Source organism: Legionella qingyii, assembly GCF_003990155.1.
Taxonomy (GTDB): Bacteria; Pseudomonadota; Gammaproteobacteria; order Legionellales; family Legionellaceae; genus Legionella; species Legionella qingyii.
Genome location: NZ_RZGX01000024.1, coordinates 1 through 17,765 on the forward strand (window position 1 = coordinate 1; position 17,765 = coordinate 17,765).

Consider the following 17,765-nt stretch of genomic DNA (forward strand, 5'->3'; position numbering starts at 1 on the left):
TCAGGAGGGACTGCGTTGGTGCGTAATGCTGATGGTAGTTATACCGTCAATGCGAGCCAATTGAAGGGTCTTGCCATTACGCTAAATGACCAATTAGCCAGCACCACCAAACTTGCATTAGCAATAACGGCCTACTCCACCGTAGGAACTTCAGTAGCTACTGCAAAGGCAACTCAAATGGTTACTGTTAATCCTGTTGCCGATGCTCCTATCTTGGGTACACAAGCGGTCTCCGGGAATGAGGGTGCAGCCATACCCCTTAATATAAGCGCAAACCTTCCAGCGGGAAATACCACGGATGTGTTGTCAGTAAAGATTGGTAATGTTCCTGATGGCGCGACTCTAAGTTCAGGAGGAACTGCTTTACTAGCTAATACCGATGGTACTTATACGCTCAGTGCGAGCCAATTGCAGGGTCTTGCCATTACGTTAAATGACCAATTGGCCAGCACCACCAAACTTGCATTAGCAATAACGGCTTACTCTGCCGTAGGAACTTCAGTAGCTACTGCAAAGGCAACTCAAATGGTGACTGTTAATCCTGTTGCCGATGCTCCTATCATAGATACGCAAGCGGTCTCCGGGAATGAGGGTGCAGCCATACCCCTTAATATAAGCGCGGCACTTCCAGCGGGAAATACCACGGATGTGTTGTCAGTAAAGATTGGTAATGTTCCTGATGGCGCGACGCTAAGTTCAGGAGGGACTGCTTTAGTAGCTAATACCGATGGTACTTATACGCTCAGTGCGAGCCAATTGCAGAATCTGGCCATTACGGTAAATGACCAATTGGCCAGCACCACCAATCTTGCATTAGCAATAACGGCTTACTCTGCCGTAGGAACTTCAGTAGCCACCGCGACGGCAACTCAAACGGTGACCGTTAATCCTGTTGCGGATGTTCCTATCTTAGGTGCGCAAGCGGTCTCTGGAGATGCAAATACCGCAATAGCTCTTGATATAAACGCTGCACTTCCAGTGGGAAATACCACAGACTCGTTGTCAGTAACGATTGACAATGTTCCTGATGGCGCGATTCTAAGTTCAGGAGGGACTGCTTTAGTAGCTAATACCGATGGTACTTATACGCTCAGTGCGAGCCAATTGCAGGATCTTGCCATTATGGTAAGCGGGGACTTAACTGTCTCAACCAACCTTGAATTAGCAATAAAAGCCTACTCCACCGTAGAGGACTCAGTAGCTACAGCGACTACAACTCAATTAGTTACCATAAAACCCGTTACTACAATTGATTCAGGATCACTAGCTTCTGCAAATGATGGTACAACTGCGACAGGAACAGGTGGCTCAACTACGATAGGAACAGATGGTTCAACTACGATAGGAACAGGGGGTTCAACTTTGATATTCACAGCTGGTCAAACTATGGCATTGACAGATGGCGAAACCATAGCATTGGCAGATGGTTCAAATATGAAAGTGACAGTGTCAGGTGGTTCAATGACAGTAACAACGGCAGATGGTTCAACTATTACAGTGACAAGTGGTTCAACTATTACTGTGACAGGTGGTTCAACTGTGACATTTGCAGGTGATTCCTCTTTGACATTTGCAGGTGATTCCTCTTTGACATTGGCAGGTGCCTCAACTGTGCCAGTGGTAGATGGTTCAACCGCATTGTTAAATGGTACAACGGCAGTGTTAGATAGTTCAACTACGACAGTGGTGGATGGTTCAACGGCATTGTTAAATGGTACAACGGCAGTGTTAGATAGTTCAACTACGACAGTGGTGGATGGTTCAACCGCATTGTTAGATGGTACAACGGCAGTGTTAGATAGTTCAACTACGACAGTGGTGGATGGTTCAACCGCATTGTTAGATGGTACAACGGCAGTGTTAGATAGTTCAACTACGACAGCGTTAGATGGTTCACTCGCTTATGCAGGGGGTGAGTCAGGTCCCGGAGTGGTGAGCCTTGATCGTATTGTTGAAACTGTAGGAGATACAAACTATGCATATGCAACTGATCCCGCATTGCAAGGTGCTTTAACTGGGAGTTCTCTTGATTCCGCTGCACTTGTTCCCACAATTGACTTAACTCCACAAGATAGTATTTTAGATGTAAGTGCACAAAGTGTTTTAAGTGTGGCAGCTGCTGATAGCAGTTCAACTATTACAACAATAGATAGCTCAACTATGACAGTAGCAGATAGTTTAACTGTGACCGCAGTGGATAGTTCGACTGCAATAGTAGATAGCTCAACTGCAATAGTAGATAGTTCAACTGCAACAGTAGATAGTTCAACTGCTATAATTTCAGGCCAAACAGATGCGACTCTATCATTACAAGGAACATATACAGATATAGGTATAGGTGGCGTCGAACTAAATCAGACACTGATCTAAGTCACAATAGTTTGTGTTAGAACTTTAGCTTAAATCTGGCATCAAAGGTGAGAAGGCCTAATCAGCCTTCTTCTTATTTATGGTGGAGAAGCAGTTCCATTTCTAAACATAGGTTTAAATTTCTTTTGTTGTTAATGCTAAGCCTTGCTTATAGCTTCTACAAGCAAGCGCTTCTTCGCCAAGCTTTTCATGTAACTGCCCTTGAGTTTCATAGGCTAAAGCGGTAGGCTCTATCTCGTTTGATTTTTCAAGATAATATTTGGCTTTTCCCCATAATTTTCGTTTCATGCAGATTTGTCCCAAGCATAAATAAAGTGCCGCTGAATGAGCATTTTTTTTCAGTAATCCTTCAGCAAAAGCCAGTTGTTTTTCATCTATTGGTAATAGGCTATAGAGCCCGATCAATTGGGGACTGAGGTCTTTGCGCAGTGTACGACGTAATAGGTCGCTTGCGGTAGTATAATCAGCATTTTTTAATAAGAATCGAACATATTCTGCTATGATATTGGGCTCATTAGCTAAAGCTTTGGGTAATGAATGGAAGAACGTATTCACTGCCTCGTGTTGATTTTGCCTAACAAGGTCAATAAGCCGCTGTAAATAAGCATTGTACTGTAATAATTCAAATTCTTGTGGATTAACAACCTGATATTTTTTTAAGTCAGGCAAAATATGAATGAGCTGAGGCCAGTCCTTTACTTCTTGATAAAGTTGCATTATGAGCTTTAAAACATAAGGATGACGAGGGGCTATATCATGTAAATGCTTGAGTGTTGCCAGAGCTTGCTCCCATTGATGATTGGCTAGTTGCAATTCTGCTTGGGTTAGTTCAACGGCAATTTTAGCCTCAGGCATCGATTGTTGTGCTTCACGCAGATAATCATCGCGTAATTGATTGTCTCCCATTTTTTGGGCGGCGCGAGCTGCTGTTAAATAATTAAGTAAAGGTGTGTCCGTATTCGGCAAGGCTTGAATCAAATGATTTTTGGCTTTTAACCAATATCCTTCACTGTATTCAATTAATCCTTTTCGAGTAATTGCCTGTGCTTTTTGAGCAAGCCGTTTCGAATGCCATTGCGTTAATGTACTTGGGGTATGAGAAATTTTCTGACATAAGCGCAAAACAAGATACATGGCAATGAATAAAATAATGATACCAAAGACAGCTACCCAGACCGTAGTTTCAATGGTCCATTGGTTGATTGCAATTAATACATAGCCAGGGTCTTTATTGAGTTGAATTCCTAAAGCTACGGAGCCGAGTAAGATCAAGAAGGCCAAGATAATACGCATCATGGTTGATTTCCTCCTTGTTCATGATTTAAAGATTGAGTCCCTGGAGTCTTTTTAGTTTCAATCAATTCATTGAGCATGGGGAGCGCAGAACCCATCGCTGGTCTTTTTCGAGTGATATTCGTTTGCTGTAACTCAGTCAGCTTTCTGATTAAAGTGGCAGTGCTTGGCTTGTTTTCATTAAAATTTGTTTTAAGACTACTAATCGCTTGATTTAGAACCAGTTGATAAACAAAAGGCTCATTATTAAGAACAGCCCATTGCGCTTCCTGGAAATTGAGGCGGAGCTTTTCTTTAACTAAGGCTTCAAATAAAGGAGACATCAGTGGTTCAATCCCTTGATCATGTCGTCGAATTACAACAAGCTTTTCCAGCACATTCATACTGCTTTGTAAACGAATTTTCCATGTAGAAGAGTCATTTGCTGGGACTGTTGTCTTTTCTTTCGGTGGTGTATTTCCACTTACCGGTAATGGGATGCTCAAATCGTTAATGCTGTTTTGCGCTGCATCCAATTGACTAAGCAATCCAGCAATATCGACAGAGGGTAGAGCTTGAATTTGTGCTATATCTTTAGCTATTGCTTGGCGGATATTCAAAATTTTAGGGTCGTTTAATTGATTTAAGAGCTGATCAGCCTGCTCCAACAATGCTATTGTTGAGTCAATTTCGTTGCTCCAATGTGCATTGATCTGTGCTAACTCAAGATAATAACGTGCCTTGAGGAGAAGCCAATCCTGATTTTGATAGAACTTTTGCTGCATTGCATTTTGGATTTGCTTATTTAAATTTTCAAATTTGGCTTGTAATTGTGTTTGTGTTTCTTCGGCCTTATTTGCTCTTACATTGATTTGTTCTTGGACTTGGTCTTGACTTTGCTCCAATTGTTGTAGCTGGGTGGAGAAAGTATTTTGCGCCTTGCTTAATTGATTTTGCAATTGATTGTTCTTGGAAAGAGTATAGGCAGCAACACCTAATCCTCCTAATGCAAATATAAAGGCAATGGTAGATATCAGGTATTTATTTTTACACCCAGTAGAATTATTTTGAGGTTTTGTCTTTTCATTTTGAGCAGTACTGAGTGTTGTTTTTACTTTTTGTATTTGATCTTCGTTGCCGTTTGCCATAAGTTAATCCTTTTTCACGTAATCAAACAATGTATTCATCACCCGATTAGGGTTACAAACTCTGATATTTTTTATATTCATCGATGAAGCTACTTGAGCCAGGCGCTCGCTGATCATGAGCCATTTTTTATTACGGAGCCATTCCTGGGCCTCTTTATCAAACAGTTTAAAAAGGTTATGCAGAGACTGTTCGCTTGTTAACAGTATAATGTCCACTAAATCATTGCGCCATATCGACTCAATCAAATTGCAGCTAATTTTAGGGATCACCCTTTTATATACCTTAAGAATAATCAGGTTCGCTCCTCTTTCTATTAATTGCTCCTCAATAAGTGGCCTGCCTCCCTCGCCCTTAAATAGTAGTACGTTTTGTTTGGCTGGTTGTTGTAATGTTTTTAATGCCAATAAATGTTCACTATCAGGTATATCGGGGATTGCGTTGACTTGTATGCCAAATTTTTGGAGTGCTGCAGCACTACCTTGACCGATTGCAATGACTTGAATTGAAGATGGCCATTTAATATTTTGACTGTTTAATTGAGTAAAACAATAATGAACGGCATTGGCGCTAATGAAAATGGCTTGGTCTACTTTTTTTAAATCAGGCAATAAATTGATCCAGTTACTATCGGTTGCTTGGATCTCTAGAGTGGGTAGTTCAATTACGACGCCTCCCGCGTCGCGAATGCTTTGACTCAGCGGCTGTGCCTGCTCTTGTGGGCGAGTATTTAAAATGCGTAAACCGAGTAGGGAGCTGTTCATTTTGGTACTGATGCCAGAATGTTTGCGGCTCCTTGAGCTAACAACGTTTGGGCGCAAAGTTCAGCCAAGTGTGTTGCCTGATCCAAGAGGCCTATTTGCTCGCTCTTAATGATTTGCGAACCATCAAGAGTTAGAACTTTTGCTTGTAAGGAAAGTTGATTGCTTGCTATCGGGACACAAAAAACTGCCAAAGGAACATGACAATTACCACCCAAGAGGGCATTGACCTTTCGCTCTGCATGTACACAAATAGAGGATACTGGATCATTAAGTTCGGCAAGCAGTGCTTGCATTTCATGATCGTCACTTCTGCATTCGATTGCTAGAGCGCCTTGACCACACGCAGGAAGCATGATTTGAGCAGATAATTGTTCTGTTATTAGATCGGTAAATCCCATACGCTCAAGACCCGCAGCAGCAAGGATAATTGCTTGAAATTCTCCTGCTTTCAGTTTCTCAAGTCGAGTATTGATATTTCCTCGTAAGGACTTAACATTTAAATCCGGCCTGTACGCCAATAATTGAGATTGCCGCCTAAGACTTGAGGTTCCAACAATAGCTTGTGGGGGGAGTGTTTGTAAATCGGTATGTTGGTAACTGACAAAGACATCAAATGGATTGTCTCTTTTGCAGATCGCAGCCAAACCGAGGCCTTCAGGAAATTCCGCGGGCATATCTTTTGAAGAGTGAACAGCAAAATCAGCTCTTTTGTCCAGCAAAGCTTCTTCGAGCTCTTTGACAAATAAACCCTTGCCGCCAACAGTGAGAAGCTTATCCTTGAGGAACTTATCTCCAGATGTGCTCATAGGTAATAGTTCAATCTGCAGATTCGGCCATTTATTTAACAATAAATCTCGAACATGATTGGCTTGCCACAAAGCCAAAGGGCTTTGGCGGGTTGCTATGCGTAGGGTTCTTGAGTACATATGATACCGCATTTTGAAGAGCATGCAGTATCATACTATGTTCATTACACAGATGCACGTACAGAAAGAGCGATAAAAATGTAAGTCCATCCATTTACAATCATATCAATAGCAATGAACATTCCTATAACCCATAAGCCGCTAATTGGCCATTGCATGATGATTAACACACCAAGAATAATAGCAATAATTCCTGCAAATAATAACCAACCCCATCCTTTGCTGTCTTTTAAAGAAAAGGCAAGAATTATTCGTGTGATGCCAATAACAATGAGCACGCCAGCTAAGAGTGCAGTAATTAAAGTAGATGCTAAAAAGGGATCATAAAGAACAACACCAGCTCCGATTAGGTATAAAACTGCAATTATTGTTTGCCAGAAGATACCTTTCCAGTCTCGATGTTTGAAAATATCAATAAAATGGGATATCGCAGAAATAATTAATAAGGCAGCAAAAAAATACATGCTAACTAAGGTCAACCCGATGACCATGCTCAAGCCTACACAACCTAGAAAAACAAGTAATATTCCTAATCCCAAAAGCCAACCCCAATTTCGTCTTAACGTGCTTGGGGTGTAAATTTCATTTGTATTTGTCATATCCTTTCCTTTCCTTATTTTAAACATCCATAATCAATCAATACCATTGAAATATAACCTAATTTTCCGATAGTTGTCGAATGGCGTTACAATGTGGCCGCTCTTTGCCTGGGTTATAAAAATTAGATTATTTATAATTATCGTAAAAGGCATAAGGTTGTTGTTTATAGTAGGCCCAATAACGATCTCCATACGACCAATGCCAATATTCATTGCGATAATTGACGAAACCTACAGTGTCTAAGACATGGCACATGATTTTTCGATTTTGTTTTGCTTCGTGAGTAATAATTTCTGAAGCAGTTAATGACAGAGAACCGTCTAAATCCTCCATCCAATCTTTAGGATGAATTCCCATGTCAATGGCCTCTCCTTGTTCATTGATTAAATAGACATCAATTGCAGCGCCTGTCGAGTGAGGTGGAATATTGGGTGAACCATCCAGGTTGATGACGGGGGAGACCAGTCGTGTTGTTTCAGTAAAAATCTGCTCTGATGACCATTCGGGATGTTTATTTTTAACTTTTCCATAACGTGTATCAAAAAGCAATTTTTGTAATGCCAGACTACGGTAGCTTTCATACAAGCAAAAACGTAATCCTTTAGGTAACAAGGATTGGGCTTGGTTTAGTTTTTCATAAACCGCTTTTCGCATTTTGGTGTAATCAGTATTATTCGGTATTTCTGGAGACGGACCATAGCTAATCTCAGGATGATTCATTAAATCAATCATCGGGTCGTGATTATCAATCACCGGAATGGCAACTATCTTAGGATCGGCAATGAGCAAAATAGAGTCTTGTATGGTGTAGTCTGACATTTCAAATCCTTATAGCTTATTTTTTTCCATAGAGGCGAATGCCTCTGCTGCATTGTTCCTGATTTCTTCATCGGTTAGATCTTTGGTATGTGTGGCAATCATCCACGAGTAGCCAAAAGGATCTTTAATTAACCCGGCACGATCCCCCCAAAACATGTCCGCTACAGGCATTGTTATTTGACCTCCAGCATTTACAGCGTGTTGAAAAAAGGAGTCTACGTCAGGAACATATACAAAAAGTGTGATTGGTGATTTTCCAAGCGTTTCAGCACTTTTGGAGCAACCCTCTCCTTCCATTTCATCACCCATCATAATAATCGAGTTACCAATTTGAATGTGAGCATGCATAATGCCTTTTCCATCCAAGGAAGGGAAAATATGTAGTGTTTTAGCATTAAATGCTTGTTTATAAAACTCAATTGCTTTCGCACAATCTTTAAAAGTAAAGGCTGGCGTTACGGTATGAAAGCCTTCAGGAATTGCTTGGACCATGTTTTTGCTCCTTAGTTTTTTTAACGATCCATTATAGTTTGAAGATTGTTTCCTGGATACAAGATGATTTTCCACTTATTTGATTTTGATCCTGCTGGAAAAAAAATTCACTTCTAGGTATTATCCTAAATTATTATCATGAGGTGTATCGGCATGAGGTTGCAGTTTTTAATATCATTGTTTTGTTTTTCATTTGTGGTGTATGCAAGTGAAGAATCGCAACAACGAGAAATTCAATTAAGAATTCAACCTGTAGGAAAGGTCACTGTACAAGGTCAGGCTCAGACAGATAATAAGGCAATTAGTAATGTAGCGACAAAAGAACCCGGACAAGACACGTACCAGCAATATTGTATTGTTTGTCATCGAGACGGTCTCGCGGGAGCACCAAAATTCAGAAATGAACAGGATTGGAAACCGCGTTTAGTCAAGAGAGAATTAAATGATTTACTTGCTTCTTCAATAAAAGGTTTAAATGCTATGCCTGTAAAAGGAACGTGTATTAAATGCAGTGATGATGATCTTAAAGCAGCTATATCTTATATGTTGCCAAAATCATGAGAAAGCTTACTTATCGAAGAATTCAAACGCTCAATGCAACACTGACCGTGTTTGTATTATTTGCATCTTTTTACTTTCAATACGTTGTTGGTCTTATTCCTTGCCCTTTATGCATCATGCAGCGCATCTGTGTCTTTTTGTTGTTGGCCGTTATGGGATTGAGCTTTCAAACCTTAAAAAAGGCGCATATTATTAGTTTTCTACAAAGTCTTATTGCGTGTGCCGGTTTATTTTTTGCTTTACGCCAATTATGGTTACAGTCTTTACCTGCGGGCGAGGCGCCTGCGTGTATGCCTGGTCTCGATGTTTTAATCCGTTATTTTCCCTGGCAAACTGTAGTAAAAACTCTATTTTGGGGTAGCGGCGATTGTGCTGAGGTAAGTTGGCAGATGCTGGGAATATCAATGCCAGGATGGTGTGCTCTATACTTTTCATTCATGGTACTAATGGGATGTTTTTTATTTTGGCATACCCGACGAAGAGCGCTTCACGAAGATAATTTTTAAGCTCGTGCTTTGTAGCCTGGGTGCCGCAAAATAGAACCCAGGATTGAGCGGTTTGTTTATGTCCTAAAACCTGTGTTTCGCTGCGCTGCATCCAGGCTATATGAGCATTTTGTTAAATTGTTTTTGAAGTATTGAATTGCAGATTTTTGCTAACAGTAGCTGGAGCGCATTCTGGCACTATCGAGGATAAATAAGACTTGGGTTGATTTGTTTCCGGATGTGCGAAGCGAAGCATCTGATTTTTAAAGTGAGCGATACGAGCGGCTGATTCGGGTGATTGAGCTAAAGTAATTTTTTGCAATAACTCCAACAATACTTGCCGTGGTTGGTGGCAGACGATCAACATATCACAACCTGCTTTAAGGGCTTCTTCTGTTCGGGTCATTAAATTGCCTATATCGGCACCGGTCATGCTCAAGCAATCGCTTAAAACCAAACCTGTAAAATCTAATTCATGGCGTAATATCTCTTGCAACCAAATGGTTGAAAAGCCAGCAGGCTTATTTGCATCAACTGCCTTATAAGTTACATGCGCGGGCATGACTGCGCTAAGCAGTCCTTTATCGATTAGCTCGATAAATGGTTTTAAATCTTTGGTTTTCAACTCATCCATCGAGGCAAGAGAAACCGGCATTGTGCTATGTGAATCCCCACTGACCGAACCGTGTCCTGGAAAATGCTTGGCAACAGCTGGCATACCAGCCGCATTCATCCCTTCAATAAAAGCACCAGCTAAAGTGACAATCACATCAGGATTATGGTGAAAAGCACGATCTAAACGTGCAATAATAAGATTTTTATCATGTAGGTCAAGGACTGGGGCAAGACTTAAATCCACACCACAAGTTAATAGGTCTTTGGCCATAATTTCGCCGTATTGTCTTGCAAGTCTGATGCCGACTTCCGGGTTAAGATCATAGGTATCGCCATAAACGCGAGGAGCAGGCAAAGCACGAAATCCATGGCGCATAAAACGTTGCACAAAACCACCTTCATGATCGGTTGCTATAAAAATATTAGGATTGATTTCGCGAATTTCACAAATTAAATGTTCTAACTGCTGTGGACTTGAGAAGTTACGAGTGAAAAGAATCACGGAACCTACCAGAGGATGTTTTATGATTTCCCGTTCAATGTCTGAAAGTTCATTACTTTCTATATCGATCATGAATAAATTTGAATTTGAACTGGGCATATACATATATCCTTTTTAGAATTTGGATTAATAGGGCCATGCTTCCATAGGTTTTGCGCATGATATCATAGATTAGACTTCTTTCGAAACTCTACTGGAGTGGCAAATTGCTCTGTTGATTCGGTGCTCTGATTCTCATGCATTTCGCGTGTACACACTGATTTTTGCTCCATTTCTCCCCGACTTTTACTCACCTGTGTGCATTGCGAAAGTAGTCTATTGATTAATTATTAACAGGGCTAATGCTGGTAATCTGAGTTTGACTTAGCTATTATCGGCATTTTTGAATTATTTCTAACCGATGAAAACCTTTTCTTGCGATGTGTTGCATAAACACTCATCTACTCAAGCGCGAGTGACGCGTGTTACTACAGCTCACGGTGAATTTATAACACCAGTTTTTATGCCAGTTGGTACGCGTGCTGGTGTAAACAATATGACTCCCGCTGAATTGCATGACGCACACAGTCAAATCATTTTAGGGGGTAATACCTATCATATGTTATGTGCCCCAGGTATGGAGGTCATCGAAAAAGCGGGAGGAATGCATCCTTTTATGGGGTGGCATGGACCGATGTTAACGGATAGTGGCGGCTTTCAGGTTTTTAGTTTATCCAAGAATAAAGAAATTTGTACGATTGATGAGGATGGCGCGCATTTTCGATTGCCTGGGAGTCAGCGGCTAATTCATATGACGCCGGAAATGTCCTTAGAAACCCAAAAGATTATTGGTGCGGATATTATTATGGCCTTTGATCAGTGCACGCCGGATAGTTGTACTAAAGATGAGGTCAGTCATATCATGACGCGTACTCATCGTTGGTTAAACCAATCCATACATTATCATCAACAATATCCCAATTCACGCTATGGTTATGAGCAAGCGCTTTTTGGCATTATTCAAGGCGGAACTTTTAAAGATTTACGTCGTGAAAGTGCGGATTTTGTCTCTTCAATGGATACCGAAGGGATTGCAATAGGTGGTGAAACTATTGGCTTTGATATGAAAACTACGGTGGAAGTTATACGCTGGGTGCGCGATTACTTACCCGAAAATAAACCAAGATATACCATGGGTGTTGGAATGTCACCTCAGGACCTTTTGGATGTAGTCGCTGAAGGAATTGATATGTTCGATTGTGTTGCTCCGACGCGTAATGCGCGACATGGATCTTTATATTGCGGTGAATTGATTCGAGAAGGCAATTGGTTGCGTTTTGCCAGTGAGTATGAGAATGAACGCATTCAAATAAAAAAATCATGCTTTGCTAATGATATGTCGCCGATTATGGCACAGTGTACATGTTACACTTGCCGTAACTATTCACGTTCTTATCTACATCAGTTAACAAAACAAAAAGCAAATTTATTTACAGCATTGGCAAGCATTCATAATGTTCATGTAATGCATGATGTTTGTGATAAAATGCGTGAGTTAATAATTAACGAACGTGTGAATTAAAAGGCACTCATGCATTTAAGTCATATTACGAATAATATCCTGTAAAAAGCATAGTCTTTTTACCTATACTAAGATTCATCAATTTATTTAAAAAATGACAGGAGATATTAATGGTTGTAATTAGCACATCTAAAGGTGATATTCATCTACAGTTAGATACAGAAAATACTCCAGCTACAGCAGAAAATTTTCTTAATTATGTGCGCAGCGGTTTTTATAATAATACAATTTTCCATCGTGTTATCGCAGGCTTTATGATTCAAGGTGGTGGACTTGACTCAGAGATGAAACAAAAATCAACTCGTGAGCCTATTAAAAACGAAGCTAAGAACGCTAAGCCCAATAAACGAGGTTCTATTGCAATGGCAAGAACTATGGATCCACATTCTGCAACAGCGCAATTTTTTATTAATGTCGCTGATAATGCATTTTTGAACTACAGTGGTGATCATATGCAAGGATATGGATATTGTGTATTTGGTGAGGTAGTTGAGGGTATGGACGTTGTAGATGCGATTGCTAAAGTAAAAACTGGGCAACGTATGGGACACGCTGATGTACCCGATGAAGAAGTGAGTATTATCGAAGTTAAAGAAGTCTAAGAGTGATTTTTAGCCTGGGTGAAGCGAAGCGGAACCCGGGTTTTGCTAACGGTTTTTCCCTCATTTCGCCTCACCCAGGCTATATTTCTACAGTTCTGTTTGTCCTACGATTTTCGCTTCCGTTTTTTGATACTTTCTGAATAGTCAAATATCGGTATTTCAATGTGGAAAAAAATGGCTATAAGTCGAGCACTAAAAATACTGATTAGTGTAATAATCACATTGAGATTTTCTGAAATCTCAAAATAGTGAAGGGTGGTAAACAGTACCGCACCTGCCAAAGCAATTACTGCGTAAAGTTCTTTTCTTAATACCAAAGGAATGTCGTTGCATAGAATATCACGTAACATACCACCACAAATACCGGTAATCATGCCACTAATGACGGCAATGCTGGGTGATAAACCATGGTTGAGTACTTTTTGAGTACCAATAATCACAAATGTAGACAATCCCAATGCGTCGAGGATTAAAAATATTTTCATGATTCGAATCAATGAATGTGCAATAAATATAGTCAGGAATGCACATACTGATGTGTATAATAAATATTCAGGATGAATAACCCAAGTTAGAGGGTACGTGTTAAATAGGGCATCTCGTACAGTGCCACCACCTAATGCAGCAATGCTTGCAATCAACATAACTCCAAAGAAATCCATTTTTTTACGACCAGCCGCTAAGGCGCCAGTGATTGCTTCAACACAAATACCAATGATGAAAAGACAATGGAGTAACATATAAACTCAGTGTGTTTTTAAAATGCAATGATATCACTATTGGGCCAAATGGCGAAATATATAGAAAGGAGTTCTTTTGCAAAATGTGTATTATCAAACAAATTTTGATTTTTGGCTCTATATCAATAAATAAAGATGCCGCTGCCAAAGGCTTGATGAGTCAGGTTCGAATGGTTATTAATTGTTAAATTACCCTATCTTTAAACATGAATTGCCGATGACGGTCATTATGTCTTTCTGACTCTCTTATAAAGAGCCGTTTTATTATGTTTGGTGTGAATGACTAAAATGTTTGAGCGAAGCCAAAGCTAGATCAATAATTTTTTTAGACTGTTCTTCGTCTGCATTAATTAGGCTGACATCATTGATTAATTCAATTAAAAAATTGGGTATTTCTTGTTCTGGAAGCATTTCATTATAAAGACAGGAAGCTTTAGTAAAAATATAGTGAAGTAAATTTTTACTAATGCATACTTTTTCTTGGGCAATTCCTTGGTCATTATGAGAGCCGCCAAATAACAACCACCCTGGTGAAACATGAAGTTTCGCTGCGATTTCTATCAGTTTAACAGGATCAGGAATGGCTTCGCCGCGAAGATACTTGCGGCATATTTGTAACGAATAGCCGGTAATTTCCGACAATTTATGAATGCAAACTCCCGAAGTAGATCGTTGTGAATTAAATCCTGCCGCGATCATGGCATCACGCAGGCGATCAGCGAACTGCTTTGCCAGGTTGATTTTTTCCATGGTGTATAGAGCTCCAATTTAAGAGTAAATAAATTATAATCAATAGAAACGAAACATGCAAAATATTATAATATGCGAAACCATTGGTTTCTAATGGAAACCGATTGTTGACAAAAATGGCAAACGAAGTATAATGCCAGAGAAACCTATGGAAAGGTTATCAGCCCCAAAAGGAACAGTGATGTACGATGGAACAAATATCACAGTATAGTCCAATCGAGAAAAAGTGGTATGACTCGTAGCAGTTTACCTCGCAATATCATGGCTTGAATGGTTCCCCTCCATTTGAGCCTATCTATGACCCTTTAAAAATATCAAACAGGGGCTTACAACATACTTACAAGTGCCTTTATATGGACGTAAACTGTCATTCTCTTAAAAATAAAATCAGGACTTACGAAAAACCCCAATCTCTTTGTTAAAAAATGTTTTTAATTCGGTCATTTAGTCTATCTAAACTCCCTCATTAAAAACATTTTTTGCCTCGACCTTGAGATTTTTCGTAAGTCCTGAAAATGTAGCTTGGAAAGGCCATTGTGCAATTTTAACTCGATCACGATAGATTCATCCGTTTTTTCTAGGTAAATGATTGCTTTGTAATATAACCTTATTATATACTTCCCCACATTGGGTATGCAGGTCGTTTTATAGGCACGTAGCTCAGTGGTAGAGCACCACCTTGACATGGTGGTGGTCGGTGGTTCGATCCCACTCGTGCCTACCATGCAACTAAATCGTATTCCAGGAGCCCCGCTTTCATTTGGGATGATGCTTAAGATTGACTCCTTTTAAATTAAGGTTTAAGCCCTGCCATGCAGGGTTTTTTTTTGAAAAGAAGTGCTTACGGATAAAATTATGCCAAACATTAAATTGCCGGATGGAAGTATAAAACATTTTGAAGCGCCTTTAACTGTTTATGATGTAGCTCATAGCATAAGTCCTGGGTTAGCTAAAGCGGCTATAGCAGGCCGCATCAATGATCGCTTAGTCGATACTTCTTTCCTTATTGAGAATGATTGTGCATTAGTCATCCTTACAGAAAAACAAGATGAAAGCCTTGAAGTGATTCGCCACTCTACAGCGCACTTATTAGCGCAAGCAGTTAAAAGTCTTTTTCCAACAGCGCAGGTGACTATAGGCCCTGTTATCGAAGATGGCTTTTATTATGACTTCGCCTTTCAAAGACCTTTTACGCCAGAAGATTTAGAGTCAATCGAAGCGAAAATGATGGAATTAGCCAAAGCGAATTACCCCGTAACACGTAGAGAGTTACCCCGTGACGAGGCAATTAAATATTTCAAGGGTATTGGCGAGGAATACAAAGCCAAGATTATTGCTGATATTCCTAAAGATGAAGTGTTGTCTTTGTACAAGCAAGGCGATTTTGAAGATCTTTGCCGTGGTCCTCATGTTCCTTCCACGGGATTTTTAAAGGCATTTAAGCTGACTAAATTAGCAGGTGCTTACTGGCGTGGTGACTCCAATAACGAAATGTTGCAACGCATTTATGGTACTGCCTGGGCTGATAAAAAATCCTTAACCGACTATTTATTCCGTCTTGAGGAAGCTGAAAAACGCGATCATCGTAAATTAGGCAAGAGCTTAGAGTTATTCCATTTCCAGGATATTGCTCCTGGAATGGTATTTTGGCATCCCAAAGGTTGGACAATTTATCAAGAGCTTGAACGCTATATGCGTCATCGTCTGGTTGATTTTGGTTATCAAGAAATTAAGACCCCTCAATTAGTTGATAGGATTCTTTGGGAAAAATCAGGTCATTGGGCTAATTTTAGAGATGAAATGTTCGTTACCGAAACTGAAAATCGTCACTATGCTGTTAAGCCTATGAATTGCCCATGCCATGTGCAAGTATTCAATCAAGGTTTAAAAAGTTATAGAGATTTGCCATTAAGATTGTCTGAGTTTGGTAATTGTCATCGTTGTGAACCCTCTGGTGCATTGCATGGTTTGATGCGTGTCCGTAATATGGTTCAAGACGATGCTCATATCTTTTGTACTGAAGATCAAATCCAATCAGAAGTAGCGATGATGCTCGAATTGGTTCAATCCGTATATGCTGATTTTGGTTTTAAAGAAATTAAATATCGATTGGCATTACGTCCTGAAAAACGAGTTGGTAGTGATGATGTATGGGATAAAGCAGAGGCTGCTTTAAAACAAGCAATGAAAGATCGCAATATAGAATGGGTTGATGCGCCAGGTGAAGGTGCTTTCTATGGACCTAAAATTGAGTGCTCTTTGGCTGATTGTTTAGGCAGAATTTGGCAGTGTGGAACCATACAAGTTGATTTTTCGATGCCGGGTCGTTTGGATGCTTCATATGTTGCTGAAGATGGTAGCAAACAAATTCCTGTTATGTTGCATCGTGCAATTTTAGGCTCTTTTGAGCGTTTTATGGGGATTTTGATAGAACATTACGCAGGGAAGTTTCCCTTATGGTTGTCCCCTGTACAAGCGATTGTGCTCACAATTAGTGAAAAACAGAATGAGTATGCCCAAAAGGTAACTCAAATTTTGCAAAAAAGAGGTATTCGGGCCAACTATGACTTGAGAAATGAGAAAATTGGCTTTAAAATTCGTGAACATACTTTACAAAAAGTACCTTATCTCTTAGTGATAGGGGATAAAGAAGTTGAATCAAACCAAGTCGCAGTGCGTTCTCGCGAAGGAACAGACTTGGGTGTGATGACAATAGATACAATTTGTGATACCTTGGCGCAAGAAATTGCTCGGAAAGGATCAATTCCTAATTAACAAGCAGGGGGGGTTAAACCATTAGTGCACCAACTAAGCGTGAAAATGATCGCGCACGAATTAATGAACAGATCAATGTACCTGAGGTACGCTTAATTGATGTCGATGGTAATCAGGCAGGAATTGTCTCAACACGTGAAGCCCTGCGTGCAGCGGAAGAAGGTGGCTTGGATCTGGTTGAAATATCGCCTACAGCCAAACCTCCAGTATGCCGGATCATGGATTATGGCAAGTTTCTCTTTGAACTGAGTAAAAAACAAGCTGAAGCAAAGAAAAAGCAAAAGCAAATTCAGGTCAAAGAATTGAAATTCCGTCCTACGACGGAAGATGGGGATTATCAGGTCAAGCTACGCAACCTGATCCGTTTCCTAAATCATGGTGATAAAGTCAAAATTACGCTGCGTTTTCGTGGTCGTGAAATGGCTCATCAAGAACTGGGTATGAAGATTCTTGAGCGTTTACAGCAAGATACCGCTGAATTTGCTGTTGTAGAACAGCAAGCAAAACGCGAAGGAAGACAATTACTGATGGTTTTATCACCCAAAAAAACCAAGTAGCTGAAATCAAATGCGGAGTACATTGTTATGCCGAAGTTAAAGTCACATCGCGGAGCGTCTAAACGCTTCCGTAAGACAGCAAGTGGCGCGATTAAACGTCGTGGCGCTTATAGAAACCATATCCTCACCAAAAAGTCTACTAAGGCAAAGCGTCATTTGCGTGTAGAGGCTGGTACTTTAAAGCCATGCGATGCACGTTTGGCAGAACGCATGTTGCACGGTAGTTAA

18 protein-coding genes and 1 tRNA gene are annotated in these 17,765 nt (G+C 40.2%); 9 read left to right on the forward strand and 10 right to left on the reverse strand.

The window, feature by feature from the left end:
* On the forward strand, positions 1-2,370 hold a 2,370-nt coding region (locus ELY20_RS16810; RefSeq protein WP_158618893.1), incomplete at its 5' end, for a beta strand repeat-containing protein.
* Between the two features lie 114 nt (positions 2,371-2,484).
* Here the strand turns inward: ELY20_RS16810 and ELY20_RS14730 are convergent.
* The 7 genes from ELY20_RS14730 to ELY20_RS14760 all read right to left on the reverse strand — a co-directional run bounded on the left by ELY20_RS14730 (position 2,485) and on the right by ELY20_RS14760 (position 8,389).
* On the reverse strand, positions 2,485-3,666 hold the full coding sequence (locus ELY20_RS14730; RefSeq protein WP_126955308.1) for a heme biosynthesis HemY N-terminal domain-containing protein: 1,182 nt from the start codon (positions 3,664-3,666) through the stop codon (positions 2,485-2,487).
* Positions 3,663-4,790 carry a uroporphyrinogen-III C-methyltransferase gene (locus tag ELY20_RS14735; protein WP_110143608.1) on the reverse strand — a complete coding sequence of 376 codons (1,128 nt, stop codon included), beginning with the start codon at positions 4,788-4,790 and terminating at the stop codon, positions 3,663-3,665. Before ELY20_RS14735 ends, ELY20_RS14730 begins: the two co-directional genes overlap by 4 nt.
* Before the next feature lie 3 nt (positions 4,791-4,793).
* Positions 4,794-5,552 (reverse strand): uroporphyrinogen-III synthase, encoded by a 759-nt coding sequence (locus ELY20_RS14740; RefSeq protein WP_110143607.1) that lies wholly within the window; start codon positions 5,550-5,552, stop codon positions 4,794-4,796.
* A complete protein-coding gene (gene hemC / locus ELY20_RS14745; protein WP_110143606.1) occupies positions 5,549-6,478 on the reverse strand; it encodes a hydroxymethylbilane synthase in 930 nt (309 codons plus the stop codon). Before hemC ends, ELY20_RS14740 begins: the two co-directional genes overlap by 4 nt.
* A gap of 44 nt (positions 6,479-6,522) precedes the next feature.
* Positions 6,523-7,077 carry an HdeD family acid-resistance protein gene (locus ELY20_RS14750; protein WP_110143605.1) on the reverse strand — a complete coding sequence of 185 codons (555 nt, stop codon included), beginning with the start codon at positions 7,075-7,077 and terminating at the stop codon, positions 6,523-6,525.
* A gap of 127 nt (positions 7,078-7,204) precedes the next feature.
* Positions 7,205-7,897 (reverse strand): M15 family metallopeptidase, encoded by a 693-nt coding sequence (locus tag ELY20_RS14755; protein ID WP_110143604.1) that lies wholly within the window; start codon positions 7,895-7,897, stop codon positions 7,205-7,207.
* Positions 7,898-7,906: 9 nt separating this feature from the next.
* On the reverse strand, positions 7,907-8,389 hold the full coding sequence (locus ELY20_RS14760; RefSeq protein WP_110143603.1) for a VOC family protein: 483 nt from the start codon (positions 8,387-8,389) through the stop codon (positions 7,907-7,909).
* Positions 8,390-8,542: 153 nt separating this feature from the next.
* On the opposite strand from ELY20_RS14760, the gene ELY20_RS14765 reads away from it, so the two are divergent.
* A complete protein-coding gene (locus ELY20_RS14765) occupies positions 8,543-8,950 on the forward strand; it encodes a c-type cytochrome (protein ID WP_110143602.1) in 408 nt (135 codons plus the stop codon).
* Entirely contained in the window at positions 8,947-9,456 is a 510-nt protein-coding gene (locus ELY20_RS14770) for a disulfide bond formation protein B (protein WP_110143601.1), read from the forward strand. Before ELY20_RS14765 ends, ELY20_RS14770 begins: the two co-directional genes overlap by 4 nt.
* 112 nt (positions 9,457-9,568) lie before the next feature.
* Here ELY20_RS14770 and nagZ read toward each other — a convergent pair whose 3' ends face one another.
* The gene (gene nagZ, locus ELY20_RS14775; RefSeq protein WP_110143600.1) at positions 9,569-10,651 is read right to left on the reverse strand and encodes a beta-N-acetylhexosaminidase; all 1,083 of its coding nucleotides are present in this window, start codon (positions 10,649-10,651) and stop codon (positions 9,569-9,571) included.
* A gap of 301 nt (positions 10,652-10,952) precedes the next feature.
* Here nagZ and tgt point away from each other — a divergent pair, with 301 nt between their 5' ends.
* Together tgt and ELY20_RS14785 are read left to right on the forward strand one after the other, a co-directional pair.
* Positions 10,953-12,113: a tRNA guanosine(34) transglycosylase Tgt gene (gene tgt / locus ELY20_RS14780; RefSeq protein WP_110143599.1), complete on the forward strand. Its 1,161-nt coding sequence runs from the start codon at positions 10,953-10,955 to the stop codon at positions 12,111-12,113.
* Between the two features lie 110 nt (positions 12,114-12,223).
* Positions 12,224-12,715, forward strand: coding sequence for a peptidylprolyl isomerase (locus ELY20_RS14785; RefSeq protein WP_110143598.1), 492 nt, complete (start codon positions 12,224-12,226; stop codon positions 12,713-12,715).
* Between the two features lie 104 nt (positions 12,716-12,819).
* Here ELY20_RS14785 and ELY20_RS14790 read toward each other — a convergent pair whose 3' ends face one another.
* Entirely contained in the window at positions 12,820-13,455 is a 636-nt protein-coding gene (locus tag ELY20_RS14790) for a trimeric intracellular cation channel family protein (RefSeq protein WP_110143597.1), read from the reverse strand.
* Positions 13,456-13,719: 264 nt separating this feature from the next.
* Entirely contained in the window at positions 13,720-14,205 is a 486-nt protein-coding gene (locus tag ELY20_RS14795; RefSeq protein WP_110143596.1) for a helix-turn-helix domain-containing protein, read from the reverse strand.
* A gap of 649 nt (positions 14,206-14,854) precedes the next feature.
* Here ELY20_RS14795 and ELY20_RS14800 point away from each other — a divergent pair.
* From ELY20_RS14800 to rpmI, 4 genes are all read left to right on the forward strand, one after another.
* Positions 14,855-14,929 (forward strand) — tRNA-Val (locus ELY20_RS14800).
* Positions 14,930-15,060: 131 nt separating this feature from the next.
* A complete protein-coding gene (gene thrS, locus ELY20_RS14805; protein WP_110143595.1) occupies positions 15,061-16,980 on the forward strand; it encodes a threonine--tRNA ligase in 1,920 nt (639 codons plus the stop codon).
* 20 nt (positions 16,981-17,000) lie between these two features.
* On the forward strand, positions 17,001-17,537 hold the full coding sequence (infC, locus tag ELY20_RS14810) for a translation initiation factor IF-3 (RefSeq protein ID WP_110143594.1): 537 nt from the start codon (positions 17,001-17,003) through the stop codon (positions 17,535-17,537).
* Between the two features lie 27 nt (positions 17,538-17,564).
* Complete coding sequence (rpmI, locus tag ELY20_RS14815) at positions 17,565-17,765, forward strand: 50S ribosomal protein L35 (protein ID WP_019234612.1); 201 nt, start codon at positions 17,565-17,567, stop codon at positions 17,763-17,765.